Below are 25,444 nucleotides of genomic sequence, written 5' to 3'. Positions count from 1 at the left end.
GCGACGGCCCGGGTGGCCCGCGACGGCCGGGGTGGCCCGCGACGGCGGGGGTGGCCCGCGACGGCCGGGGTGGCTCGCGGCGATCCGGACGACCCGGACCGGCTGCGACCGTGTGCCCGCGATGTGCCGGACCGTCCGCCGAATGACCCGTCGGTCAGGCGTCGGCTCCGGCGTGCGCGTGGCGAGGCCCGGCCCGGGGGCCGTGCCAGTCCAGGCACAGGACGGTGGCGTCGTCCAGGAGATGCCTGTCGCAGGCGACGGACACGGCTGCCGTCAGGACGCGGACGACCTCACGCGGGTGTTCGCCGGCGGTGGCCCGGAGGAGGGCGAAGAGGTCGACGGACGCGGCGCGGCGCTCCTGCATCCCGTCGGTGTGGAGCACGAGGCGGTCGCCCGGGCGCAGGTCGAGGTCTTGCACCTGGTACCGGCCCTGTTCGCGGAATCCGAAGGGCAGGTTCACTGCGGGGCGGAGCTCCTCGACCGTGCCGTCGCGCAGTCGGAGCGGCCGCGGGTGGCCCGCATTGACGAGCTGGGCGCCGCTGCCGTCGAGGGCGATGCGGATCAGCTGGCCGGTGGCGAAGTCGTGGCCGTGGTCGATGAGGGCCCGATGAGTGCGCTGGGCCTGTTCGGCCAGGTCCGCCCCGCTGCGACGAGCCCTCCGGGAAGCACTGACCAGGAGGGTGGCCATCAGCGAGGCGTCGATGTCGTGCCCCATGGCGTCCGTGACGGACAGGTGCAGAACGTCGTCGTCGACCGTGTAGTCGTAGGTGTCGCCGGCGACACTGTCGGCCGGGATCAGGGCACAGGCGAGGGCGAACTGGGCGGCCTCGAAGCAGGAGGCCGAGGGCAGCAGCTGGCGCTGGATCTCGGCGGCCAGACTCAGTGGGGTGGTGCGCCGGCCCCAGTGGTAGAGGTCGGTGAAGCGCCGGTCGGTCACGACGAGGTACGCCAGCGCGTGTGCGGCCTCCGCGATCTCCTCCAGCACATCCTTTCCGAGCTCCGCCAGGGACAGTTCGAGGACTCCGATCGTGTCGCCGCGGTTGGTGACCGGTGCGAGCACCCGGTAGCCCTGATCGTCGTCCCGCATCCAGCGGACGTCCTGGCTGCGCAGGACCTCCTCGTAGGCGCTGCCCGCGAGGGGGATCTGTTCAGCCGACGCGCGGCGCTGCCGCTGCGGGCTCGACTCCTCCCGGCTGACCCTCACCACGAACTGCCCGACGATGTCGACGATCAGGAACGACACGGAGCGTGCCTCGAATCGCTCGCGCAGATGGTGTGCCACGACATCGAGGGAGGCGCCCGGCGCGGCGTCCTCTGCCGCGGCCAGCACCTCCGCGAGTCCGAAGCGCTCACCTGCCACGTCAGCCTCCCTCCAATGCCTCTGCCAAGCATGGTCTCCCAGGGGCTCGGCGGTCTGCGCGCCGAGCGTGTCCGTCAGACGGAGGGGTTCACCCGCCGGTGCGCGACGGCAGCGCTGCGGCCGTCCCGGCGCCGCCCTTGCCGTCCGGCGCCTTCCCGCTTTCCGCGGAACGGGTCAGGCGAGGGTGAGGAAGAGCTTCTCGAGTTCCTCCTCCGACATGGGAGGGTCCCCGGCGGCGCTTTCGCTGAGGCACTGGCGCATGCCGCCGGCCACGATCTTGAAGCCCGCCCGGTCCAGCGCGCGGGACACCGCGGCGAGCTGCGTGACGACGTCCTTGCAGTCGCGTCCCGCCTCGATCATCGCGATGACGGCCGCCAGCTGCCCCTGGGCGCGGCGCAGCCGGTTCAGGACGGGGCGTACGACCTCTGCTTCCACCTGCATGGAGACCCTCCTCTGGTCGCCCCCACGTTCCACCTGACTGTTCGTTGTGACAACAGAATACCCCGAGGGGTATATTTCAGCGCTCCGTGACGGGCTCGGTGCGCCCTGCGCCGGTGTGGAGATGCGGGCGGCGGCGGGCCCGCCGTTTCCCGGAGGCGCGCGACCGCGCTCGGCCGGTCCGTCGCCGCCCGACGAGGGCCCAGGCGCCGACCGCCAGCGCGGTGCCACCGAGCCCGCCCCACACCGCGGGGTGCCCCCAGAAGCCGCCCTCGATCTGCTGGGCGAGCACGAGGACGCCCATCACGACCACGAACCAGCCGAACGCCCTGCGCACGGCCTCCTGCGGAATCCGTCCGGCGAATCGCGCGCCGGCGACGCTGCCCACGACGGCGGCCGCCGTCACGGTCAGGGCGAGGCCCCGGTCGAGGTGTACGCCCGACAGGTGCCCTGCCAGGCCGGCGAAGGAGTTCATCGCGATGACCAGCAGCGAGGTGCCGACGGCGATGCCGATCGGCAGTCCGCCCAGGACCGCGAGCGCCGGTACGACGAGGAATCCGCCGCCCGAACCCACCAGGCCCGTCACCGCTCCGGCACCCACGCCCAGGACGGCGACCCGCACCGGCGAGGGGGACTGGCGCTGCGGTCCGGGCCCGGCACGCCCGCGAGGGCGGCGCAGCATCGCCGTCGCCGTGGCGAGCATCATCAGGCCGAAGGCGACGAGAAGCGCCGTCCCGGGGACGTACTCCGCGATCCGTCCGCCGCCGTACGCGCCGACCATGCTGAAGGCGCCGAAGGCCGACCCGGTCCGCCAGTGCACACGGCGGGCGCGCGCGTGCGGGATCAGCGCGGCCAGGCTGGTGACCCCGACGACGAGCAGGGACGTCGCGACGGCTTCCTTCGTGTCCTGCCCGGCCAGATAGACCAGGAGGGGAACGGTCAGGATCGAGCCCCCGCCTCCCAGGACGCCGAGGCTGACCCCGATCAGGAGGGACGCGGCGACGATCAGGACGATCACGCCTTGGCCCGCAGGTCGCCCCGCAGCTCCGCGATCACGGTACGGATATCGGTGCGCGGTCCGCGGTTGTAGGGGAGCTTGGAGAGCAGTACCCCCATGGCGCAGGTGTTGCTGATCGCCGCGTACGTCAGACCGGCGCCGATCGCCGTGCCGATCAGATGCGCGCCCGGCACGAACACGCCCACCAGCCCCGTGGCCAGGACGAGGGACCCGGCGACGAGCCGGACCTGCCGCTCCATGTCCCACCGCGCGTCGCCCCGGTTCGCGGGGGCTCCGGCGGCCTCCCAGGCGTTCATGCCGCCCGCGAGTACGCGCAGGTTCGGCAGGCCCGCCTCGGCAAGCGCCCGCTCGGCCTGCTCGGCGCGTGCGCCGGAGCGGCAGACCAGCACGACCTCCTCGTCGAGGTGGGACAGCAGCTCGGCCCGGTGCTCGCGCAGGGTCGTGAGGGGCACGTTGTACGAGCCGGGGATGTGCACGGTGCGGAACTCGCCCGGCGTCCGCACGTCCAGCACGCGCGGAGCGCGCCCCTCCTGGACGAGCCGATGGAGGGCGGCGGGGGTGATCGACGCGGTCTGGGCGGAGTGCTGGGCCATGGGGGCTCCTGGTTCTGGGGGGGGAGGGGGAGAAGGCGGGAGAGCGGGAGGAAGCGAGAGAGGTGAGAAAGGAGGAGAGGTGAGAAAGCGGGGACAGGGGGGGCGGAAGAGGGCGGATGAGGGGCGGGACTCGCTGGGTCGGATACCCCGTGGGGTATTTCTCGGCTCGCAAGAGGGCCTTGTCGATCCGCCCGGGCCGGGCCGGAGCAGGTCGGGTCACGGTGGGGGACGGACGGGATGGGGGCGGCCGGTCAGGGTTGCTCACGGCCGGTGGGGCGGGGCGACCGGTCAGCGGTTGTTCACGGCTGGGACGGCCCGGCCGTGAGTGACCAGGCGGCGTAGCCGCCCAGCACGTCGGACACGTCCCCGAAGCCGCGGTGCCGCAGCAGGCTCGCCGCGATGGACGAGCGGTGGCCGCCGGCGCAGTGGACGACCAGCGGGCGGTCGGCGGGGAGCTCGTCCGTACGTGCCGGGAGTTCGCTCAGTGCCATGTGCAGAGCGCCGTCGATGAAGCCGTTCTCGCCGCGCTCGCCGCAGGTCCGGACGTCGATGACGAGCGGCGGCCGGTCGCCTCGCAGCGCGGCGCGCAGTTGCGCGGCGGTGAGGCGGCTCGCGGGGGCGACCTCGTCGGCCAGCGCCTCCAGGGCGTCCTCGGGGTTGCGCAGGTAGCCCACCGCGCGGTCGAAGCCGATCCGGGCGAGGCGGGTGACGACCTCCTCCTCGCGGTTCTCCGGCGCGATGACGATCAGCCGCTCGGCAGGGTCGAGCACGGTGCCGGCCTGCTCGGCGAAGCGTCCCTCGACCGGGACGTTGACCGCGCCGCGCAGATGCCCGCCGGCGAACTCCTGCGGGGACCGCGCGTCGACCACCACGGCGCCGGACCGCCGCAGCTCGGCGAACTCGGCCAGGGACAACGACCGCGCCGCGGCCGTGGCGTCGTACAGGTCGCGGTCCCTGCGGTTCAGCTCGGCGTCGTACGCGAAGTACCCGGGCGCGGCGGGCTGTCCGGCGGTGACGAGCGCGACGAACTCCTCGCGGCCCATCGGGGCGCACGCGTAGTTGGTGGCGCGCTGCTCGCCGATCGTGGACTGCTTCGCGGTGGACAGGCTCTTGCCGCACGCCGAGCCCGCGCCGTGGGCCGGGTAGACCCGGACCTCGTCGGGCAGGCCCATGAGCTTGTTCTGGACGCTGTCGTGCAGCATCGCGCCGAGTTCCTCGGCGGTCACGCCCACCGAGGCGAGCAGGTCGGGGCGCCCGACGTCGCCGATGAACAGCGCGTCGCCGGTCAGTACGCCGTACGGGACGGTGTCGTCGGCGTGCTCGCGGACGAGGACGCTGATCGACTCCGGGGTGTGCCCGGGCGTCTCCATGATCTCCAGGGTGACGTCGCCGAGCACGATCCGCTCGCCTTCGGCCAGCTTCCGGATCGGGTACTCGGTCTCGGCCCGGCGGCCGTAACCGATCCACGCGCCCGTGCGGTCGGCCAGTTCCAGGTGCCCGGCGACGAAGTCCGCGTGGAAGTGGGTGTTGATCACGCCGACCACGGTGAACCCGTGCGCCTCGGCGTCGGCCAGGTACTCGGAGACGTCACGGCGCGGGTCGACCACGACGGCCTGCCCGGTCGTCCGGTCGGCGATGAGGTACGACGCCTGGGAGAGGCAGTCGAGGTAGTACTGGGTGAAGAACACGACGAACCCTTCGACGGGGGAGGGGTGCGCATCCGGGGGATGCGGGGAGGCGGAGGGGCGGTGCTGCCCGAGCGGCCCTTGGGGCCCCTGCTGTCCACGCAACCGGTGTGGCCGAGGCGACGGCCCTTGCGGCCGGTGCGGGTAACGCGGCTGGTACGGGCCGTGCGGCTGGAGCGCTCGACGATGCTGCGACGTCCTCTCCGATACCCCCCTGGGTATTGACGCTTTCGACGTTAAGTGGGTGTTCGGGTGGATGTCAAATACCCCCATGGGTATCCCGTACTCGCGTAGGGAAATACCCATGGGGGTATGCTGTACTGCGTGGACAGGGTGCGATTCCCTGCCTGCGCTTGCCCGGAACGAGAGAAAGGGGCGCCGAGCGGTGCGGCACGATCGCCGCACTGCTCGACGCCCCGGCCCCGCGACGGGCGACCGGTGGAGCCCCGTCCCACCGCCGGCGTTCCCGCTATCGCCGTTCCCCGTCGCCGTCGCGAAGCCCAACTGCCTTGCAGGTCCTCCGCGTATGCGCCACGGCTGCGTGGCCACGCCCCAATCTGCCGTGCGCCGACCGGCCGTGTCGTCAGCAGTCGGCGCCGCGGTCATCCGCACCGCGCGCAGCGGCTCGGTACTCGGATGCGGTGCTCAGGTGTCCCGAAGCTCCGCCGCTCGCAGCGCGGAGGCCCGGTACTCACCCGGCGAGATGCCGTAGGCACGTCGGAACGACCGGCTGAAGTCGTGGGCCGCGAGCCCCCAGCGTGCCGCGATGTCCCCGATCGTGCGGTGCCGTAGCCCCGTGTCGGCGAGGTCCGCGACACAACGCTCCAGGCGTCGACGGCGGATCGAGGCGGCCAGGGTCTCGGGTTCGTCGCGGAAGAGGGCGTGGAGGGTGCGCACCGAGAGGTGGTGGCGGGCGGCGATGGCCGACGGGGTGAGTTCGGGGTCGGGCAGGTTCTGTGCGATGAAGGCCTTGATCTCCGCCAGCGTGACGGCCTGCCTGGTCTCGGTGGGCAGCGACTCCTGGACGTCGAGTTGAGCGGCGATCGCCGTGGCGGCCAGATCGACCGCGATGGAGCCGAGACGCCCGAGTTCCGCCGCACCGCAGCCCCGTGCCGCGCCGGGCAGCCCGGCGAGATACGGGCCGAGTAGGGCGGCGGCGCCCGCGTTCGCTCGTAAGGGGACGGCCAGGAGGTCGTCGGCCCGTCCCGACGACAGGGGAAGGATCCGCCGGGGGAGCCGAAGCAGGGTCAGCCGGGTCACTCCGGCGCCGGAGTCGGTGACGGCGCCGCGGCCGGTGACGGCGCCGGGGCCGGAACGGGAGCCGGCGGCGGATCCGGGGCCGTGGGTGAGGCCGGTGCCGGCCGCGGGGTCGGCGTGGGCGAGGAACTCGCAGGCGAGCGGGTGTGAACTCGAGAAGACCGTCATGTCCCCCGGACGGAGGAGGGAGACGTCGGACGCCTGCTCCAGTGCCATCTGCCCTTCGCGGAGGAGCACCAGGAAGTACTCCTCGCGGTCATGACGACGGATCTGCGTGAGGGAGCGGGTGGCGGCCATCGGGGAGAAGTCGAAGGCGGCCACCTGCCCGTCGGGCATCCCGACGGCCTCCACCTGCCCCTGGAACGGACGCGCTCGGGGAATGCGGATCGACACCGGCATCACTTCACGGCTGACCATGTCGGCCCACCAGGCCCACCTGTCCGGCTCGGGCACCGAGCCGGCGTCCACCGTCACGAGGCCCTGAGGAGGCGTGCCATCGGTCCCTGCGGCGTTGCTGAGCGACATGCGCAGATGGTGCCCGCTCACGCGCCCGTTGAGAAGCCGTCTTCCTGCCAGGGCCCCGCGGCGGTTGTCCACGACCGGCGGACGTCCACCCGGCGCCCGCACCGGTGGTGCCCGCGCCGGTGGCGCCCCCTCGCGGAGGCGCGAACCGGTGGGTACGGTCTGGCGGCGAGTTCGCCGGGGCTCGTCGGGACCTCGCCCGCAGCGTCCGTCGCTCCTGGAATGCGCGGGTGACTCGCCACCGGTGACGTCTGCGGTGGTTCGGGGGACCCTTGAGGGCACCGCGGCCGCACGCGACGCCCAACTGCGGGCCGGTGCTTACTGACGGACCCACTCGTCAGGGCGTACGAGGCGCCCCGACGAGTGGGAGACGTCGGCTCAGGCGGCGGTGTCGAAGGTGTAGTGGCGGGTGTGGTCGAGCATGTCGGCCGGCGTCACGTCGCCCCACGGGCGCATGGTGTCGTTGAGGTCGACGACGTTCGGGGTGCCCGCGGCCGGCAGGTACGGCGACCGGGGGTGGCGCGCCTGCCAGTCGGCCCACAGCTTGTCGACGAAGGCGTGGTGCATCCAGAAGACGGGGTCGTTCGGGGAGACGCCGGTGGCCATCTGGCCGCCGACCCAGACGTGGACGCGGTTGTGGAGGTTCACCCCGCGCCAGCCCTCCAGGTGGTTGCGGAAGCCGTCCGAGGAGCTGTTCCAGGGAGCCGTGTCGTACGTCTCCATGGCGAGGACGGAGTCCACCTCGGCCCGGGTGGGCAGCTGACGCCCGCCGGCGCCCAGGTCGCGGCGCAGGTAGTCACGGCCGTCGACGCGGACGTTGACGGTCCAGCGGTTGCCGGCCCGTGCGAAGGCCCCGTCGAGGACCTGCCCGTCGCGGGCCCGCCCAGTACCGCCGAGGAAGTCGGGGGCCCAGAGCGAGGAACGGGAGGTGCGGTCGGCCGTCCAGTCCCAGTAGGGAAGGGTGACGGTGGCGTCCACGGACTGCAGCGCCCGTTCGAACTCTATGAGGAAGCGCCGGTGCCAGGGCAGGAACGACGGCGAGCGGTGCCCGACGCGGTCACTGGTGTCGGTGTCGCTCATGATGAAGGCGTTGTGCGTGGTGACGAAGGTGTCGTAGCGGCCGGTCCGCTTGAGCTCGAGCAGCGCGTTGACGAAGCGGCGCTTCTCGTCGGCGGTGAGGGTGGCCTGGTTCTTGCGTACGGTCATGGTGGTGCGGCTCCTGGATCGGATCAGGCGAGGGTGAGCGGTACGAGCGGGGCGCCCTGCAGTTCGCGGACGGCCGCGCGGGCGATCGCCTTGGGTGTGGCGACGGGCTCGTAGTGGTTGATCACGCTGATCCAGGTGCCGTCGGCGTTCTGCATGACGTGCAGTTCCTCGCCGTCGATGGTGACGGAGTAACCGCCCCCGTGGTGCCCCCCGTGGTGACCGCCGCCGTGCGAGGGGCCGCCCTTGATGCGGCGCCCCAGATAGACCTCGTCGAACTCCGCAGGAGCGGCGGCCGCGGCCGAGCCGCCGGAACGCGGAGCGGCGACGGCGGACCCGGCGAGCGCGAGGCCCGCGGCGGCCCCGGCGGCGCCTGCGGCGACACCGAGCGCCTTGCGGCGGGTGATGCTGGACATGGAAACCCCCTGGTGGTCTGTGCGGCCGGGGGTTGGTCATATGCCCCCGGCAGCTCTCATCAGTACGGGGGGATGTGGGCGGGGCGGAAATCGGCGAGATCCGGTTGGCCGTGAACCGGACAACTCGCCCCGAAAAGTCCAGACATGAACGAAGTCGATCTTGCTGTCCGAGCGCCCGAAGGAGTCCGTACGTGAAAATCTTGCGGAGAAAGTGATCGCCAGGTGGATGATCTTTCGATCTGACGGACGAGATGTGGCGGCCCCCACGCCTCCAGACTGTCCGGATCCGATGTGATCGCGGACGGCTCCCACCGGCCCCTCGGCGAGCGCGGCCACGCAGGCGCCGGCTTCCAGTGCGGCCGGTTCGCACGGATGCGCGGCTCCCGGCCGGCAGGGGGTGGGCGAGGGCGTCAGCGCCCCACGGTGCCGGCCGCGCCCGCCACGGTGTCGCGCAGGACCCGTTCCTCGGCGTCGGCCAGCCAGAAGAAGACCGGCGGAAGGGCGAGTTCGATCACGGTCAGGGCGATCTGGAACCCGTGCGGTTCGCCGTGCACGGCCAGCGAGATCAGGCGGCCCACGCCGCCCAGCAGGAACACGCCGGCCAGCCATCGCACGCCCTGGGCCGGGACCGGACGCTGCCGCGCGGCCCAGAGCCAGGCCAGTCCGTAGCCGACGAAGCTCGCCCCCATGAACCGGCCCCAGCTGTCGACCGTCGCGCCGGCGGACTCGGCGCCGGGGATCGCCGCGTTTCCGAGGGCTACGTGGAAGAGGCCGATCGCCACGCAGGACCAGCCCATCAGCAGGGTAAGTGCGCGCAGTGCTTTGCCCATGGCCCCTCCCGGGGGTCTCACCCATGCCTGGTTGACATGTGTCTACTACGGTGACTTGTCAGTAGACACATGTCAACTAAGGTGGGTTCGTGCCTCCCCGCCAGCGACTCACCCCCGCCGACCGCCGCGCCCAGCTCCTCGCCGTCGGCGCGCGCCTCTTCGCCGTGCACCCCTACGCCGACGTGCTGATGGAAGAGGTCGCCGAACAGGCCGGCGTCTCCCGGGCCCTGCTCTACCGTCACTTCCCCAGCAAGCAGGCCCTCTTCGCGGCCGTCTACCAGCAGGCGGCGGACCAACTGCTCGCGCAGACACGGCTCGACCCCGCCGACTCCCTCGTGGACCAGCTCGTCCAGGGCATGGACGTCCATCTCGATTACTTCGTGGCGAACCGCAACGCCGTCCTCACCGCGAACCGGGTCCTGGCGGGCGACCCGGTGATCCAGACGATCATGACCAACGAGCTGGACATGCTCCGCACCCGTCTCCTGGCCGTCCTGCCCCTCGCCGACGAGAGCGCCCGCGAGGCCGTGTCCGGCGTCCTCAAGAGCTGGCTGGTCTTCGTCCAGGTCCTCTGCGTCGACTGGCTCGCCCACGAGACCTGCACGCGCACCCAGTTGCGCGACATCTGCATCGGGGCCGTCCTCGGCGCCCTCCGACCGCTGCTCACCGAGGACCCGGCCCCCGACAGGGGGCCGGCGCACGGGCCCGACGCGGCCGGCCGCCCCTGAGAACAGCCGAAGGCACCGGTTGGTGGCCGGTGTTCGGTCGCGGTCACGAGCACGGCTACGCCTTGTACGCGAGGAGCTGGACCTCCTGGAACTGCCGCTTGTCGGTGGGCTTCGGTTCGAGCACCAGGCGGGCCGACTCCTTCAGGCCGTGGGCGCTCAGAAGGTCGGAGAAGCGGTCGGGGGACCAGCGGTAGGCCGTCGCCACCGTGTGGTCGTAGGCCTGCGTCTCGTGGTGCGGGCCGTCGGTCGCGGGGAACTCGATCAGCAGGTGCCCGCCAGGAGCCAGGACCCTCGCCATCTCGCCCACGAGGACGTGCAGGTCCTGCGGTGGCGTGTGGATGACGGACCAGCGGGAAAGCACCCCGGCGAGCACGCCGTCCCCGATGTCCAGGGCGCCCATCGAGCCGACCTCGAACCTCAGCTCCGGGTGGGCCTCACGAGCGAGTCCGATCATCACGGGCGAGGCGTCGACACCGCAGGCGTTCAGGCCGAGCCCATGCAGGTGGGCGGTGATGTGGCCCGGTCCGCAGCCGAGATCCGCGACGTCGCCTGCGCCGCTCCCCCGTACCAGCTCCGCGAAGGCGCCGAGAAGGGCGCGTTCCCAGGGGCGGTCGCCCAAAGTGTCGTGGAACATCTGGGCGTAGGTGGAGGCGACGGCGTCATAGGCCTGACTGGTGGCGCTCAGAGAGTCGAGTTCGGTCACCCGGAGACCGTAGCGGCAGAGGAGTGCCTGCGTGCGTCTCGCCGGTGAAGCCGGCGCCGCTCCGGCGGGACCGTACGAAGCGCACCAGGCGGGTGATGCCGTATCCGAGCAACCAGGGCAGCAACGTGATGCCGCCGACGTACACGGCCACGTAGCCGAGGAACTCGTACAGCTGCTCCGGCGGCTCCAGGGCGCCGTCCACCCGGACCGGGCGCTCCCACTTGTCCAGGGGGAAGATCATGGGGATCGACGACGTCACCACCGGTATCAGGGGGACGAGCACCGACCACAGCCGAGGTCGCGAACCGGGCGCGGAGGCGCACCACACCCCCAGCGAGACCATGGCGAACGGGCCGAACAGCACCCACAGCACCGCCGGGTAGAACAGCAGCACCCACCACTCGTCCCCGAACCCGAACATCATCGGCGCCGCCCCCTGGTGTCGCATCCCCTGAGTGCTTCCTCCCCCGTCGCGCCCCGGCGAGAACCTGTCCCGCGGGCGCGGCACGCGCCGTACAGCGCGACGCACCCTCCGGAAGGCCTCAGCCGGGGGCCGGGTCGTCCGGGCGCAGGGCGTTGCGTACGCCGGAGAGGACCACGGAGATCAGGCAGAGGGCGATGATCGTCTCGGCCCAAAGGAAGGCGAACCAGTCCAGCACACAGCCGATCGGGGGAGACCCGGGCGCGGTGTTGCGGAACGCGGAGAGAGCGAACAGCGTGGCGGCCATCCAGGCGAGGGCCGGCCACACCAGGCTCTTGCTGCGGGTCGTCAGGTACCAGGTCGCGATGAGCACGGATGCCGCCAGTGCCCACATCACGATCATCATGAAGGTCACGAAGACGAGCACGCTGCTCGAACGCCGCAGGTCCAGGCTCATGACGGCCTCGTTCCCGGACGGGACGGGTGTCGCGGAGACCGAGAAGAGCGTGTCGTTGTTCGAGAACAGCAGCCGCACGGGGACCGGTCTGCCGTCCAACAGGGCCCGGAACCCGATGTCGGTCGCGTAGGTGTCGAACGGGTAGTCATTGATCGACCCGTCGGCGAGGGCGACCTGCACGTCCTTGGTGGAGAGCCGTTCATGCGCCTCGAACGCCAGGTCGCCGACGGTCGCCACGGAGGTCTCGACGACGAGGTCGGCCACCGGAGCGCTCCCCTCCTCCTCGCCGACGGACCCGTGCAGGCCGACCCGGACGCGCAGGACCAGCTCCCGGGCCGCGGCGTCGACATGTTGGACGTTCGCCTCCACGTCCACCCGGTCGGGGGCGTCGGAACCGGTGGTGTGGACCGTGTCGACAGCCTGTCGCTCGGCGAACTGCAGCCACGATCCCACGGCGACCGCCACCACGATCAGAAGGCCGATGGGAATCAGCACCGGGAGGATCGACGCCCGGGAGCGGTGCGGACGGGGTGCGTCGGCGGGTGGGCCCATGGTGACTCCGACAGGGTGGGAGGGGCGGGTGAGGCGGTACGGGGCGGGCGAGGCGGGAGCGGTCCTCTCCCAGACTGGACCCCGCGACGGCACGGCGCAGTCGGCCGGCGCGCCCCGGGGGCCTGTCGCGGGCAGCGCGATCCGCTGGGTCGGAGCCGGCGCAGCCGTCGCATTCGCCCGAGCCGCCGGGGTCGCCCGGGTCGCCCTGCTGTTCGGCGCCGCCGCGGCGGCCTGGAGCGTGCTCGACGGCGGCGGGCAGGACTCCTCCTTCGGCGGTCACGCCACTTGTGCCCTGCTCACTCGAACGGTCCGTCCCCCGTCGCCGCGGCCCGCCCGGCCGCCGAGAGTGGGCTGGGGACAGGACGTGGCCATTGGAGAGGACCGATCCCGTGGTAAGGATTGCCGTCGATCTGAACCGCTGTCAGGGGTACGCGCAATGCGCGTTCCTCGCTCCCGAGGTCTTCACCATGCACGGCGACGAGGCGCTGCTCTACGACCCCGACGCCGACGAGGCACAGCGCGACAAACTCGCCCAGGCCGCCGCGGCCTGCCCCGTACAGGCGATCCTCGTCGACGCCGTGGACAAGCCGTCCGAGGCGGTGTCCGATGCTCGGTGACGGAGCCTTGGACCAGCTCAGACGTGAGGGCCGCATCGTCGTCGTCGGTGCCTCGCTGGCGGGCCTGCGTGCCGCCGAGACCCTGCGGGCCAAGGGCTTCGCCGGGTCACTGACCATGATCGGCGACGAGCCCTGCGAACCGTACGACAGGCCCCCGCTGTCCAAGGGGGTGCTGCTGGGCAGGGGGCGCGCCGACCGCACCGCACTGCCCCGGCTCCGATCCGTCGACGCGACCTGGCGCCTCGGCGTGCCGGCGTCGGGCCTGGACATGGCCGCCAAGCGGGTGCGGCTGGCCGATGGCGACGAGGTGCCGTACGACCGTCTGCTGATCGCCACCGGGGTCCGGGCGCGCCCGTGGCCGCGCGAGGAGGAGGCGGAACTCGACGGCGTCTTCGTGCTCCGGACCCGCGACGACGGCGCCGCGCTCGCCCGGCGGCTCGCCGACGGCCCCGAACGGGTCCTCGTCATCGGCGGCGGATTCGCCGGCTCGGAGATCGCCTCCGCCTGCCGCGAACGCGGCATTCCCGTCACCGTCGCCGAACGCGGCGCCGCGCCCCTGGTCGGCGCACTCGGCGGAGTCGTCGGCGCGGTCGCCGCCGAACTCCACCGCGAGCACGGAGTGGACCTGCGGTGCGGGGTCATGGTGACCGCGCTGGAGGGCGACGCCTCGGGACGCGTGCGCGCCGCGCATCTGTCCGACGGTTCCACCGTCGGGACCGACGTGGTCGTCGTCTCGCTCGGAGCCATCCGTAACACCGAATGGCTCTCCGGCTCCGGGCTCGGGGCCGGACCCCGCGGCATCGCCTGCGACGCCGGCTGCCGCGCCTTCGACATCCGCGGCATCGTCACCGACGACATCTACGCGGCGGGCGACGTCGCCCGCTGCCCGCACCCGCTGTTCGGCTACCAGTTCCTGTCCCTCGAACACTGGGGCAACGCCGTCGCCCAGGCCGGGATCGCGGCACACAACATGATCAGCGAGAGCGTCGACCGGCTGCCGCACATGGACGTACCGGCCTTCTGGTCATCCCAGTTCGGCGTCAACATCAAGTCCGTCGGCGTTCCCTCGATGGCGACGGAGATCCTCGTCACGCAGGGCTCACTCGACAGCCGCCGGTTCGTCGGCGTCTACGGCTACCAGGGACGCGTCATCGGCGCCGTCTCCTTCGACCACGGCCGATGGCTGCCGTTCTACCAGGAACTGATCGAGGGCACCGCCCCGTTCCCGCCGCCGTTCCCCACGGTCGATCGGCACAGGGACGGGCAGCGGCCGATGGACGCGGACTTCCCCGACCCGTCCGTACCCAGCCACGGCCCCACCGTGACCCTCAGCGGATACTCGCCGGCCGACCGCCGGATGACGTTCACCCCCGCGCACTGACCCGCACGGCCACGAGGACCTGCCATGACGCCATCACTGCTGCACCGGATCCTGGACTACGCCAACCGGGCCGATCCGTACCCGCTCTACGAGGAGCTGCGGAGGAATCCCGTCCACCACGAGGCCGACGGACCCTACGTGGTCAGCACCTACCACGAGATCCGCAGCCTCCTGCACGACCCCCGGATCAGCTCCGACGCCCGCAACCTGGCCTCGAACAGCACTGATCCGCTGGCCGAGGAGAGCCCGCAGGAGGGCGCCCTGCCGCCCGGCTTCCTCCGGCTCGACCCGCCGGAGCACGACCGGATGCGGCGCATGACGAACCGGCACTTCGGCCCGCCCCACTCGCCCCGCCGCGTCGACGGCATGCGCCCGGAGCTCCACGAGATCGTCGACGGCCTCATCGGCGGCTTCACCGACCCGGGACGGATCGACCTGGTGGAGCAGTTCTCGTACCCGTTCCCGGTCACGGTGATCTGCAGGCTGCTCGGAGTGCCGCGCGAGGACGAGTCGCGCTTCCACACCTGGGCGGACACCCTCGCGGCCAGCCTGGACCCCGACCCGGACGCCGATCCCGCCGAACGCGGCAAGGGAGCGCACGAGGCCCGGATGCAACTGGGCATGTACCTGGCCGGACTGATCGAGGAGCGCCGCAAGAACCCCGGCGACGACATGCTGTCCCAACTGGCCACGGCCAAGGGCGGGGACGGCCCGATGACCACGATGGAACTGCTCAGCACCGCGGCGCTGCTGCTGATCGCCGGGCACGAGACCACGGTCAACCTCATCACCAACGGGATGCTCACCCTGCTGCGCAACCCCGACGTCCTCCAGCGGCTGCGGGCCGAACCGCGACTGGCCGTCCCCATCGTCGAGGAACTCCTCCGCTTCGAGCCGCCCGTGCAACTGCTGCCGCAGCGCACCACCATCGCCGACATCGAGCTCCGTGGCGTCACCATCCCCAAGGGCGCCTCCCTCTGGCTGGTCCTGGCCTCCGGCAACCGCGACCCGCAGCGCTTCGAGAACCCGGACCGCTTCGACCCCGACCGCCGGGACGTCCAGCACCTGGGCCTGGGCAGCGGCATCCACAGCTGCTTCGGCGCCCCGCTCGCTCGCCTCGAGGCCCAACTCGCCCTGTCGGAGCTGGCCCGGAGACTGGAGAATCCCCGCCTACTGGAGGATCCGCCCCCGTACCGGCAGAACGCGGTGCTGCGCGGACCGCGGCATCTGCGGATCGCCTGCGACGGGATCCGGCCGTAGGTCGCCCTCACCAGGGGCGGGGAGACGGCAATCCAGCCGCCGGGTGACGTGAGGGGGCGGCGGTCAGCTCCGAGCGGCTGGCGGTCTTCCTCACCACCGGCGTGGAAGCGCTTCTCCGGCGTTCGTTTCGTGAGGCGGTGGTGGTCAGCTTCCGTGGGGCTGCAGGCGGCTGGTGAGGAAGGCGAGGATCTCGTCACGGGCCCGGACGGTGGGCTGGCCGGCCTCGTCGACGAGGTGGGCCGTGACGACGCTGTGCGGGGTGCCCACCAGCTCGGCGAAGAACGGCGGAGGGGTGGTGTTGGCGGCGCTGTCCGGAAGGACGCGGCCGTCGAAGGCGTCGCCGAGGAGCGCGCGGTACGCGGCGAAGCGCTGCCCGGTGCACCAGCGGTCGCCCTCGAAGCGGTAGGCGAGAACGGTGAGTCCGTCGCGGGCGAGCCGGTCGCGCACCGCACGCGCGTCGGCCGGGTCGAGTTCGAGCCCGCCGGGATCGTCGAGGGGGAGCGACGGGTGGTTGACGACCGGAGCGATGACCGACGGCTCCAGGGCCATGGTGAGGGCGAAGTTGCCGGTGAAGCACAGGCCGATCGCGCCCACGCCGGGCCCGCCACAGGTGTCGTGGGCCTGGCGCGCCAGGCCCCGCAACCACGCCGTCACCGGGCTGGTCCCGCCCCCGGCGAAGGCGCGGAACTCGGCGCTGACGCACGCGCGGCGGACGACCTCCCGGCCGCCGTCGACCGTGGGGAAGGCTCCGTCCGTCCCGAACAGCGAAGGCACATGGACGGTGAAGCCGGCGTCCCGCACCCAGCGGGCGAGCCGTAGGACGTCGGGACTGATGCCCGGCATCTCGGGCAGCACCACGACCGCGGGCCCGGTCCCGGCCACGTACACCGTCTTCTTCACCCCCTCCACGGTGACGCTCCGGCGGGTGAAGTCGGTGAGGGGATCGTCAAAGCTCATGAGGGACAGCGTGGCCCGGGACCGGCCGCCGGTTGAGGGGCCGGATCGCCAAGGCCGGGGGTAATCTCGCCACACGTCACGGGCCCGGCGGTATACCGACGGGGCGGGAAGCGGGTCGGGGAGGTCCGGGAGGTCCAGGAGGTCCAGGAGGTCCGGGGAAGCCCGGGGAAGCCCGGGAAAGCCGGATGCAAGGGGGTAGGAAGCCGTGGGCCAGGATGGCAGGGCGGCACCCGGGGTGGCGGCACCTCTGGTGGCGGCACATCGGATGGTGGCACCGCAGGAGGCGGGACGGCAGACCGCCGGCCGTGCGGGGCGTGACGCCGAGCCAGGGGCGCTCAGGGTCGGTGTCCTGGCGTACCCGGGCTGCTTCGCGTCCGAAGTGTTCGGCGTCCCGGACCTGTTGACGATGGCCGCCCACGTCGCCGGACCGGACGCACCCGGCTACCGGGTGTCGATCGTGTCACCGCGCCGCCAGGTCACCGCCTCCGGCGGCGCGATCCTGGACGTAGGGCCCCTGCGTGAGGTCGACGTCCTCGTCGTCCCCGGCTTCGAACTGTCCCCGGACACGGACCTCGACGCCCGCCTCGCGCACCTCAGGGCGGAGACAGCGGCCATCCGCGCGCAGGCCGCCGCCGGGACCGCCGTCGTCTCCCTCTGCGTCGGCGCCTTCCTGCTCGCGGAGTGCGGACTTCTCGACGGGCGCCGGGCCACCACCTCCTGGCTCTACGCAGCCGAACTGGCCAGGCGCTGCCCGGAAGCGGACATCCGGCCCGAGCACCTGGTCGTCACCGACACCGGCGTGACGACCACGGCCGCCTTCAGCGCCATGTACGACTTCGCACTGGACCTCATCCGGCGGCACAGCGGCGCCCGAGTGGCACGGACCACGGCGCGGGTCGCGCTCGTCGACGAGGCGCGGACCTCACAGACCCCGTACGTCGACCCGAGGCTCCTTCCGCAGCCCGGTGGCGAGTTCGCCCAGCGGGTGATGCGTCGGCTCGACCAGAACCTCGCCGACCGGTACGACCTCGCCGCCCTGGCGGACACCTTCCGGGTCAGCACCCGCACACTGCTCCGCCGCTTCGCCGAGGAGACCGGCCGCAGCCCGCTGGCCCACCTGCAGGCCTCCAGGGTCCGGCGCGCCCGCCACCTCCTGGAGACCACCGACCGCACCGTCGCCGCCGTGGCGGCGGCCGTCGGCTACCAGGACCCCGGCACCTTCGCCACGCTCTTCGCCCGCCACACGGGCCACCGCCCGAGGGCGTACCGGGACGCCTTCCGGCGCACGGACCGCGCTTCCGCCATGGAGGACGACCCCTGAGAGACGTCCGTCCCTGACGGCCTGACGGCCTGACGGCCTGACGGCCTGACGGCCTGACGGCCTGACGGCCTGACGGCCCGACGGCCGGCGTTCCTCCTCCCTCGCCGGCTCCATGGCCGGGCGCCGGGACGGCGATGTCTCCGGAGGCCCGGCCAGGAGTTCCGGGGCCGTCAGATCATCATCAGCAGCCGGGTCTGGGGCACGAGCTTGCGGTTCACGCTGGTGCTCTGGACGAAGATGGTGAAGTCGTCGTTGTGGTCGGGCTTGACGCGGACCTCGACGTCCGGCAGGCCGAGCAGGGCGCGCGCCTCCGGTCCGGTGTACACGCGGTCCGTCTTCTTCTCGAGAACGGCGATCTGCTTGCGTGCCTGGATCTTCTCGGACTTGCTCAGCTGGTAGAAGGCGCATCCGGTGCGGTAGGTGTTCCCGGACTCGATGACCCACTCGCGGATCGCCACGTCACGCGTCACCGGGACCAGTTGGTAGGCGGACGGATCCGCCGGGGTGAGGCCGGCGGCCTTGATGGTGTCCTTGTTGACGGCCTCCGCACCCACGGAGAACACGGCCCGCGATCCGCGGATACCCTTCGTGCGGCCCACCATGAACTTCTCGGTGGCCTCCTGGATGACCTGCCCGGCCTCCTCCAGGCCCTGCGTGCTCGTGGCGTCCCAGACGGCGATGTTGTCCTTCGGGAATCCGCACTGCATGGCCTCGCGCTTGCCCATCTGGTCCGGCACGAGGACGGCGACCGTCCAGTTGTCCTGCTGCGTCTCGAACATCCCGGCCACGGCCTCGACGAGCTGCCGCGGCTTCTTGCTGGGGGCGTCGGGGCAGCGGTGGCTCGCGTTCTCCTGACCGTCGGTCAGCACGAACGTCAGGAAGCTGTGGTCGCCGTACAGTTGGGCCGTCTGGGCGAGCTCGTGCTGCGACTTGAGCGCGGCCGCCAGCAGCGCGGTCATCCCGCCGACCCGGTACAGCTGCTTCAGCGACGGCATCCGCAGCACGTCCTTGTCGTAGATGACGCACTCCACCTTGTCGGCGAAGACGTACACCGTGACGCGGGTCTCCTGGTCCAACTCCCGGGAACGACGGGCGAGATACTCGATCTGCTGGTCGGCGACCTCGACGACCTTGCCGCTCAGGTGGGACATGGACGAGCTGGCATCCAGCACGAGGGCAACGTGGTTGATGTAGTTCTGGCTTCCGGACACGGGTGGCTCCCCCTCTTTCCCAATCGGTAGCCCTACCGTCTCACCCACCACTGACAATCGACCTTGGTCACGGGAGGGGCCCTGACGGCCCCCTGCGGGGGGAAAGGTCGGCCGGTCGGCGCGCCACCTCCTGCCCACCGGGACGGGGGCGGCCGCGCCCGTCCGACGGCACGCGACGCCGCTGCGGGGCCAGGGTCAGGATGCCCGCCGTGCGTCGAGAGGCACGTCCAGACGGCCGGCCAGGCTGGTCAGGGCCATGCCGAGAGGAAGCGCGACGCGGCTGACGGCGTGCCGGTCGCCTCGCGTCGGGTCCCGGTTGATGATGAAAACCGGCTTGCCGGCCTCGGCCGCCTGGCGGACGAACCGGAGCCCGGACATCACCGTCAGGGACGAGCCGAGGACCAGTACCGAGCTCGCCTCCCGTACCAGCGCTCGGCAGTGCTCGACGCGCCGCGGGGGGACGGACTCGCCGAAGAACACGACGTCGGGCTTGAGGACGCCGCCGCAGACGGTGCAGGGCACCACCTGGAAGTCCACGACCTGCTCGTCGGTGAGGTCGGCGTCACCGTCCGGGTTGATTCCGGCGGCCACCGGCTCGAAACCCTGGTTGGCCCGTTCCAGCCGCCCGGCGAGCTCGTGCCGCGTGCTGACGGCCTGGCAGGACAGACAGACGACCCGGCTCAGGCTGCCGTGGAGCTCCACCACGCGCTCGCTGCCGGCGGCCTGGTGCAGGCCGTCGACGTTCTGGGTGATCACACCCCCCAGCAGGCCGTGCCGCCCGAACGCGGCCACGGCTCCGTGCCCCGCGTTGGGCACGGCGCGGCCGAAGGTGCGCCAGCCGAGGTGGCTGCGCGCCCAGTACCGGCGACGGGCCTGCGTGCCGCCGATGAAGTCCTGGTAGGTCATCGGGGTGTGCCGACTCAGGCTTCCGCCCTCGCCCCGGTAGTCGGGGATGCCGGATTCCGTGGAGATCCCCGCGCCGCTCAGCACCAGCACCTTGCCGGCGGCGAGCGCGTCGGCGACCGGCCCCAGGTCCGTGGTACCGGGCGGCAGGTCCTCGGTGGGGGTCCAGCTCAAGGTGGGCCGCGTGCGCATGCCGCCAGGGTACGCAACCACCCGGGCGACCGCCCGGCCGCCGCCCGGGACCGTCGACGGCAACCGGGAGCAGCCCGGCGGGGGCGGGGCCCCGAAGGCCTCGCGCCCGACCGGCCCGCCGTCACGCAGCCGGAATCGGCTACTCGCGGAGAGTGACGAGCCCTCCGGCGATGCTCGGCGTATGGCCCGTGTCGGAGCGGATCGGAGGTGCCCCGAGCCCGGCCTCGAAGGCACGGCCGGCCGGCACGTGCCCGGGGAGGGCTGGATCCGGTCGCCCCCCGATGGCGCGTGGCCCCCGCCGTCGGCGGCCCGCCGTACGGTCGTGTCGCCGCCTCCGCGCGGGTTGTCATACTGCTGCGATGCAGCCGCCCACGCGAGTCCTCGCGCCAGCGCCCGGCCCCGCACCCGGGCCCGAGCCCATCACCGCCGATCCCCGGCACGAGGCGAAGCCCGCGCTGCTGACCCAGTCATGGCTTGACCTGGCGTTTCTGCACTGGGCCGTGGATCCTGCCGACGTGGCGCCGCTGCTCCCGCCCGGGACCGTCCCCGACACCCACGACGGGGTCACGTACGCCGGCCTGGTCGCCTTCCGGATGCATCGCGTCGGCTGGTTCCGCCTCCCGGGCATTCCGTACCTCGGCAGCTTCCCGGAGACGAACGTCCGGCTCTACTCCGTGGACGAGCACGGGCGCCGAGGGGTGGTCTTCCGCTCGCTCGACGCCTCCCGGCTGATCCCGGTGGCGATCGGCCGCTGGGCGTTCCGCATCCCGTACGTCTGGTCGAAGATGGGCGTCCGGCAGGACGGCGACACCCTCACGTACACCAGCCACCGGCGCTGGCCCGGGCCGCGGGGCGCCCGCAGCGCCCTCTCCGTGCGGGTCGGGGAACGCATCGAGCACCCGACCGACCTCGAGCACTTCCTCACCGCCCGCTGGGGCATGCACAGCTCCTGCTTCGGGCGTCCGCTGTACCTGCCGAACACGCATCCCCGCTGGCCGCTGCACCGCGCCGAACTGCTCTCGTACGAGGAGGACCTGCTGGCCGCGGCCGGCCTGACCCGCCCGCCCGGCGACCCGGTCAGCGTGCTCTACTCACCGGGCGTCCCGGTCCGCTTCGGCAGCCCGCCCCGCATCCCGGCCCAGCGCCCGGCGCCCGCCCGGGAGTCGTCGGCGGCCCCGGCGGAACGCTCGGAGCCCTGATCACGCTCCTCCCTCAGATCAGACGGTCGAAGATCTCGCGTTCGGATACGCCCCCTTCGACCCGGCCCGTCCGGCGGGCAGCGACGGGATCGTGTTCGTGAAGGACGCCCTGCAGAGCTGAGCCGCTTCGCCTGCCACCTCGTGCCGTCCGGCCGTGCGAGGAGCGGGGGCGCCACCGCATTGCCCGGTTTGAAACAGCTCTGGCGCCGCCAGTCTGTCAAGGGGCGCCCGCCGGCAGGGCGGGTGGATGGGTGGTACGGAGGAGGGGCCGCGATGACCGAACTCCGCATGCTGGAGCGACCGTTGAGCTGGGTTCCGGCCGCACTGAAGAGAGAGGAGTGGCTGCTTCCGGCGCCGGAGGCGCAGCCTGACGAAGCATGGGCGGAGAAGGTCAATGCCCGTCTCTGGCGGGGAACGGGCTTCGTCCTGGTCCGGGGTCTGGAACTCGGGGGACTCACCGAGCAGCAGTGCGTCGAACGGTGTGCGCAGATCGTCGGGCACGTGTGTGCCCCGGTGGGGTTCCGTCTCCAGCGGTCCGCGGGCGAACTCCTGACCGCGGCGACGGCCCCCGCCGTCCCGCGAACGCCGGATGCGAGAGCTTCGGTCACCCCGGACGGAGACGCCCAGCTTCTCCTCCCGCACATGGACCGGGGCGAGCGCCCCCGGCCGCCCCGGCTTCTGGCGCTCCTGTGCGTCAGGCCGGCCTCCGAGGGCGGTGAGTCCCTTCTGGCCAGCGGTCCCGCCCTGCACGAGCGCCTCGCCGCCGAACGGCCGGAAGCCTTGCGGGAACTCTCCCGGGACTTCCGTTTCGGCCGCGGCCCGGACTTCGACCGCGTCCGTCCGGTCTTCCGTCTCGACGGCAGGACTCTACGGGTGCACTACAACCGCTACTGGATCCGGCGCGGCCAGGAGGAGACGGGCACACCCTTCGGCCCGGCGCGGCGTGATGCCCTCGGCGCGATGGAAGGGCTGCTCCACGATCCGGCCATGGTGCTGAGCCTGCCGCTGCATCGTGGAGACCTTCTGCTGGTGAACAACTCCGCCGTGCTGCACGGCAGGAGACCCTTCCGGGACAGCGGTCAGCCGGGAACCGGACGCTGCTACGCGCGCGTCTGGGCGGACTGACGCGCGGCCCGGGCCCGATGCGGCGGCGAACTCCGTCGAGCGCCACATCGGCGAGGAGGCCGGGGACCGCCTGCTGAGGGCGGCTCGGCCCGGCGCACGACGGATGTCCGACGTCGTGCAGGTCGGCGACAGCGGAACGCGGTCGGTCTCGTTGCCGCCCCCTCAGGCGGGTCAGTGGAGGACCTGGAGGGCTCCCGGGAGCACGCGGGCGGTGAGGGGGAGGGAGGCTTCGACCTCGCCGTCGGCACCGTACGGGACGGGGCGGTCGGCCTCGATGTGTACTTCCTTGCCCTGGACGACGCGTACTTGGGGGCGGTGGATGTGGCTGCCGGTGTCGAGTTCCTGCATCAGGGAGAAGAACAGGCGGCGCGGAGCGTCGTGGATCATGACGACGTCCAGGAGGCCGTCGTCGAGGCGGGCGCCCGGCGCGATGTGACGGGCCGAGCCGTAGTAACCGGAGTTGGCGGCCACCACGGTGTATCCGGTGTAGGCGTGTTCGTGACCGTCGACGGTGACGCGGTAGCGGGTCGGGCGCCAGGTGGTGATCGCGCGCAGGGCCCCCGCGTAGTAGGACGCCGTGCCGCGGAGCAGGCGGGCCTGGTTCGCGTGACGGTTGGCGAGCGCGTCGATGCCCGCGTAGAGGCTGCCGAGCACGACGGTGCGGTCGTGGACGGCGGACGTGACCTCGACGGTGTCGACGGGGCGCGGATCGCCCTCGAGGAGCAGGCGCGCGAGCTGTTCGGGTTCGGTGGGCAGCTCCAGCGCGCGGGCGAAGTCGTTGCCGCGTCCTGCCGGTACGAGTCCGAACAGCGCCCCGGTGCCGCTGAGCGCACCGCCGATGCCGCCGGCCATGCCGTCTCCACCGACGGCCAGTACCACCCGTCCGCGCTCGGCGGCCTGCAGGGCGAGCTCGCGGGCGTGCGCGAGGCTCCGGCTGTATTCGGTGTCCAGGCCGGCGCCTGCCTCCCGCAACAGCCGGGCGACCTTCAGCAGGGCCGCTGCGCCGGTGGCGCTGCCCGCGGTGGGGTTGACGACGGCCGTGAACTGTCGCATCAGATGCCTCCGGGCGAAGGGGGTGGTGCCGGGCGGGTGAGGGAGTTGGTGCGTGTGTGCCGATGGGGCCCTGGTGGGCAGGCGGCTGCCCCGCAGAACGGGCCGGGGGAGGGGGAGCTCGTGACGGATGCGGGGGAGGGAGGCGGGGGCTCCGGTCCGGGTGGCGGGGCCGGTTCCGCTCGCGAGCCGGCTTCCGGCCGGCCGGGCTCGCGGGCTCCCGCCCTGCCCGCGAGCCCCGCCGCCAGGGCCTGGGGCCCCGCGGCGCGAGCCTGGGGCCCCGCCGCGCGAGCCCCGTCCAACGAGCCCCGGCGTACGAGGCCCGCGAACGGCGCCAGGCCTGGTAGCCCCGGCCCTGGCGTCCCCGCCGCCGCGTCAGTCCGTCGGCAGCAGTACGCCCGGGTTCAGCAGACCTTCCGGGTCGAGGCGGTCCTTGACCGCGCGGAGGGCCGCGATGCCGAGGTCGCCGACTTCGCGCACGTACCAGTCGCGGTGGTCGGTGCCGACGGCGTGGTGGTGGGTGATGGTGCCGCCGGCCGTGATGATGGCGTCGTTCGCGGCGTGCTTGGCGCGGGTCCAGTGCGAGACGGGCTCGTCGCCCTGGGCGGAGACCACGGTGAAGTACAGGGAGGCGCCGTTCTCGTACACGTGCGAGATGTGGCACATCACGAGGGGCGGTGTCCCGGCCTCGGTGAGCGTGTGGGTGAGCGCGTCGCGTACGGCGGTGTACAGGCCGGGAAGGCGCGACCAGTAGGCGGCCGTCTCCAGCGTCTCGGCGAGGGCACCGGTCTCGAGGAGCGAGTCGCGCAGGTACGGGGCGGAGTAGCGTCCGTGCGCCCAGCGCTCGCCCGGCTCGTCGCCGGCGAAGGTCCCGCCGCAGGCGGTGAGGACGGCGGCGGCCGCCTCGCGGCGCTGCGTGGTGTCCTGTTCGGTGCCTTCGAAGCCGACGATGGCGAGGCAACCAGCGCTCGGTGTGTCGCCGGAGCCGGCAGCCGCGCCGATGGCGTCGGGCTGGGCGAGGCCGATGAGGGTCTCGGTCTCGTCGGAGAGGCGGAGCACGGTCGGGCGCGGCCCGTCCTGGGCGAGCGTGCGCAGGGCGGCGGCACCCTCCGAGAAGGACGCGAAGCGCCAGCCTTCGTAGCGCCGCACCTCGGGAACGGGCCGGATCCGGACGGTGACGGCGGTGATGACGCCGAACGCGCCCTCGGAGCCCAGCATCAGCTGGCGCAGGTCGGGACCGGCGGCCGAGCGCGGGACCCGGCCGGTCTCGAGGGTGCCCTGGGGTGTGGCGAGGGTGAGGCCGAGGACCATCTCGTCGAAGCGGCCGTAGCCCGCCGAGGCCTGCCCGCTGGAGCGGGTCGCGGCGAAGCCGCCGATGGTCGCCCACTCGAAGGACTGCGGGAAGTGGCCGAGGGTGTAGCCGTGTCCGGCGAGCAGTGCTTCCGCCTCGGGTGCCCTGAGGCCCGGCTGCAGGGTGGCGGTGCGCGAAACGGGATCGATGTCGAGCAGCTGGTTCATCCGCCGCAGGTCGAGGGCGACGAACCCGGCCCGCGCCTGAGGGGCCAGGCCGCCGACGACCGAGGTGCCGCCGCCGAACGGGACGAGCGCCAGGCCGTGTGCGGCGCAGGCGCCGAGCACGGCGAGCACCTCGTCGTGGCCGGCGGGCAGCACGACGGCCGCCGGGGCGTCCTCGGCGACGTCGCCGTTCCGCATGCGCACGAGGTCCGGGGTGGACTTGCCGCGGGTGTGCCGGATACGGCTCTCGGCGTCCACCCGCACGCCGTCCTCGCGGCCGCCGACGGCCGCGAGCAGGGCCTGGTGCGCGGCGTCGTCCAGCGCGGGCAGCGGGAGGGTGATCTCCTCCAGCCGGGACGACGCGGCGGTGAGCGGCTTGACGCCCAGCCAGTCGCGCAGCAGGCCGGTCACGGCCTCGGGCAGCGGCGTCGCCTTGGCCGGGTCGCCCCAGCCGTTGAACAGCATGTCCATGCCTGTCGTCCTCATCGGTCGTTTCGAGGGATGCGGCCCCAGGAACCTCTCGGGCGAGC

24 protein-coding genes are annotated in these 25,444 nt (G+C 72.6%); 7 read left to right on the top strand and 17 right to left on the bottom strand.

All coding sequences use genetic code 11. The annotated features are described in order from the left end of the window. Positions 1-154: 154 nt before the first annotated feature. The 9 genes from ACIRQF_RS09155 to ACIRQF_RS09115 form a co-directional block, all read right to left on the bottom strand. A complete protein-coding gene (locus ACIRQF_RS09155) occupies positions 155-1,360 on the bottom strand; it encodes a PP2C family protein-serine/threonine phosphatase (protein WP_404090234.1) in 1,206 nt (401 codons plus the stop codon). A 174-nt stretch (positions 1,361-1,534) separates the two neighbouring features. Then, entirely contained in the window at positions 1,535-1,801 is a 267-nt protein-coding gene (locus tag ACIRQF_RS09150; RefSeq protein WP_376634901.1) for a metal-sensitive transcriptional regulator, read from the bottom strand. Positions 1,802-1,877: 76 nt separating this feature from the next. Beyond that, on the bottom strand, positions 1,878-2,816 hold the full coding sequence (locus ACIRQF_RS09145) for a sulfite exporter TauE/SafE family protein (protein WP_404090232.1): 939 nt from the start codon (positions 2,814-2,816) through the stop codon (positions 1,878-1,880). Continuing rightward, the gene (locus ACIRQF_RS09140; RefSeq protein WP_404090230.1) at positions 2,813-3,409 is read right to left on the bottom strand and encodes a rhodanese-like domain-containing protein; all 597 of its coding nucleotides are present in this window, start codon (positions 3,407-3,409) and stop codon (positions 2,813-2,815) included. The genes ACIRQF_RS09145 and ACIRQF_RS09140 overlap by 4 nt, the downstream gene beginning before the upstream one ends. Positions 3,410-3,708: 299 nt before the next feature. Next, positions 3,709-5,097: a rhodanese-like domain-containing protein gene (locus tag ACIRQF_RS09135; RefSeq protein ID WP_404090228.1), complete on the bottom strand. Its 1,389-nt coding sequence runs from the start codon at positions 5,095-5,097 to the stop codon at positions 3,709-3,711. Between the two features lie 642 nt (positions 5,098-5,739). Further along, positions 5,740-6,876, bottom strand: a complete 1,137-nt coding sequence (locus ACIRQF_RS09130; RefSeq protein ID WP_404090226.1) for a helix-turn-helix domain-containing protein — start codon at positions 6,874-6,876, stop codon at positions 5,740-5,742. A 375-nt stretch (positions 6,877-7,251) separates the two neighbouring features. Then, positions 7,252-8,079, bottom strand: a complete 828-nt coding sequence (locus tag ACIRQF_RS09125; protein WP_376634892.1) for a tyrosinase family protein — start codon at positions 8,077-8,079, stop codon at positions 7,252-7,254. 23 nt (positions 8,080-8,102) lie between these two features. Next, positions 8,103-8,492 carry a tyrosinase cofactor gene (locus ACIRQF_RS09120; protein WP_376634890.1) on the bottom strand — a complete coding sequence of 130 codons (390 nt, stop codon included), beginning with the start codon at positions 8,490-8,492 and terminating at the stop codon, positions 8,103-8,105. Between the two features lie 410 nt (positions 8,493-8,902). Beyond that, the gene (locus tag ACIRQF_RS09115) at positions 8,903-9,322 is read right to left on the bottom strand and encodes a DUF4345 domain-containing protein (RefSeq protein ID WP_404090224.1); all 420 of its coding nucleotides are present in this window, start codon (positions 9,320-9,322) and stop codon (positions 8,903-8,905) included. A gap of 89 nt (positions 9,323-9,411) precedes the next feature. On the opposite strand from ACIRQF_RS09115, the gene ACIRQF_RS09110 reads away from it, so the two are divergent. Continuing rightward, the gene (locus ACIRQF_RS09110) at positions 9,412-10,050 is read left to right on the top strand and encodes a TetR/AcrR family transcriptional regulator (RefSeq protein ID WP_404090222.1); all 639 of its coding nucleotides are present in this window, start codon (positions 9,412-9,414) and stop codon (positions 10,048-10,050) included. Between the two features lie 55 nt (positions 10,051-10,105). Here ACIRQF_RS09110 and ACIRQF_RS09105 read toward each other — a convergent pair whose 3' ends face one another. The 3 genes from ACIRQF_RS09105 to ACIRQF_RS09095 all read right to left on the bottom strand — a co-directional run bounded on the left by ACIRQF_RS09105 (position 10,106) and on the right by ACIRQF_RS09095 (position 12,183). Next, positions 10,106-10,753, bottom strand: coding sequence for a class I SAM-dependent DNA methyltransferase (locus ACIRQF_RS09105; RefSeq protein ID WP_404090220.1), 648 nt, complete (start codon positions 10,751-10,753; stop codon positions 10,106-10,108). Continuing rightward, a complete protein-coding gene (locus ACIRQF_RS09100; RefSeq protein WP_404090218.1) occupies positions 10,710-11,201 on the bottom strand; it encodes a hypothetical protein in 492 nt (163 codons plus the stop codon). The genes ACIRQF_RS09105 and ACIRQF_RS09100 overlap by 44 nt, the downstream gene beginning before the upstream one ends. 94 nt (positions 11,202-11,295) lie before the next feature. Continuing rightward, positions 11,296-12,183: a DUF4436 family protein gene (locus ACIRQF_RS09095; RefSeq protein WP_404090216.1), complete on the bottom strand. Its 888-nt coding sequence runs from the start codon at positions 12,181-12,183 to the stop codon at positions 11,296-11,298. 389 nt (positions 12,184-12,572) lie between these two features. Between ACIRQF_RS09095 and ACIRQF_RS09090 the strand changes: the two genes are divergently transcribed. The 3 genes from ACIRQF_RS09090 to ACIRQF_RS09080 are packed head-to-tail and all read left to right on the top strand — an operon-like array spanning position 12,573 to position 15,441. After that, complete coding sequence (locus ACIRQF_RS09090) at positions 12,573-12,800, top strand: ferredoxin (RefSeq protein ID WP_404090214.1); 228 nt, start codon at positions 12,573-12,575, stop codon at positions 12,798-12,800. Further along, positions 12,790-14,181, top strand: a complete 1,392-nt coding sequence (locus tag ACIRQF_RS09085; protein ID WP_404090212.1) for an NAD(P)/FAD-dependent oxidoreductase — start codon at positions 12,790-12,792, stop codon at positions 14,179-14,181. Before ACIRQF_RS09090 ends, ACIRQF_RS09085 begins: the two co-directional genes overlap by 11 nt. Before the next feature lie 24 nt (positions 14,182-14,205). Then, a complete protein-coding gene (locus tag ACIRQF_RS09080; RefSeq protein ID WP_404090210.1) occupies positions 14,206-15,441 on the top strand; it encodes a cytochrome P450 in 1,236 nt (411 codons plus the stop codon). A gap of 144 nt (positions 15,442-15,585) precedes the next feature. On the opposite strand, the gene ACIRQF_RS09075 is transcribed toward ACIRQF_RS09080, so the two are convergent. After that, positions 15,586-16,398, bottom strand: coding sequence for a dienelactone hydrolase family protein (locus tag ACIRQF_RS09075; RefSeq protein WP_404090208.1), 813 nt, complete (start codon positions 16,396-16,398; stop codon positions 15,586-15,588). A gap of 265 nt (positions 16,399-16,663) precedes the next feature. Between ACIRQF_RS09075 and ACIRQF_RS09070 the strand changes: the two genes are divergently transcribed. Continuing rightward, the gene (locus ACIRQF_RS09070; protein WP_404090206.1) at positions 16,664-17,719 is read left to right on the top strand and encodes a GlxA family transcriptional regulator; all 1,056 of its coding nucleotides are present in this window, start codon (positions 16,664-16,666) and stop codon (positions 17,717-17,719) included. A gap of 170 nt (positions 17,720-17,889) precedes the next feature. Here ACIRQF_RS09070 and ACIRQF_RS09065 read toward each other — a convergent pair whose 3' ends face one another. Beyond that, positions 17,890-18,930 (bottom strand): vWA domain-containing protein, encoded by a 1,041-nt coding sequence (locus ACIRQF_RS09065; RefSeq protein WP_376634869.1) that lies wholly within the window; start codon positions 18,928-18,930, stop codon positions 17,890-17,892. A gap of 195 nt (positions 18,931-19,125) precedes the next feature. Next, positions 19,126-20,025 (bottom strand): NAD-dependent protein deacetylase, encoded by a 900-nt coding sequence (locus ACIRQF_RS09060; RefSeq protein ID WP_404090204.1) that lies wholly within the window; start codon positions 20,023-20,025, stop codon positions 19,126-19,128. Between the two features lie 359 nt (positions 20,026-20,384). Here ACIRQF_RS09060 and ACIRQF_RS09055 point away from each other — a divergent pair, with 359 nt between their 5' ends. Further along, positions 20,385-21,224 carry a YqjF family protein gene (locus tag ACIRQF_RS09055; protein ID WP_404090202.1) on the top strand — a complete coding sequence of 280 codons (840 nt, stop codon included), beginning with the start codon at positions 20,385-20,387 and terminating at the stop codon, positions 21,222-21,224. Between the two features lie 273 nt (positions 21,225-21,497). Then, on the top strand, positions 21,498-22,349 hold the full coding sequence (locus ACIRQF_RS09050) for a TauD/TfdA family dioxygenase (protein ID WP_404090200.1): 852 nt from the start codon (positions 21,498-21,500) through the stop codon (positions 22,347-22,349). 171 nt (positions 22,350-22,520) lie between these two features. Here ACIRQF_RS09050 and ACIRQF_RS09045 read toward each other — a convergent pair whose 3' ends face one another. Further along, positions 22,521-23,402: a YegS/Rv2252/BmrU family lipid kinase gene (locus tag ACIRQF_RS09045; RefSeq protein WP_404090198.1), complete on the bottom strand. Its 882-nt coding sequence runs from the start codon at positions 23,400-23,402 to the stop codon at positions 22,521-22,523. A gap of 372 nt (positions 23,403-23,774) precedes the next feature. Continuing rightward, positions 23,775-25,385: an FAD-binding oxidoreductase gene (locus ACIRQF_RS09040; protein WP_404090196.1), complete on the bottom strand. Its 1,611-nt coding sequence runs from the start codon at positions 25,383-25,385 to the stop codon at positions 23,775-23,777. Positions 25,386-25,444 lie beyond the last annotated feature (59 nt).

Source organism: Streptomyces sp. NPDC101191, assembly GCF_044767915.1.
Taxonomy (GTDB): domain Bacteria; phylum Actinomycetota; class Actinomycetes; order Streptomycetales; family Streptomycetaceae; genus Streptomyces.
The sequence above is the reverse complement of the archived record's forward strand: the minus strand, read 5'-3'. Positions and strand labels throughout refer to the sequence as shown.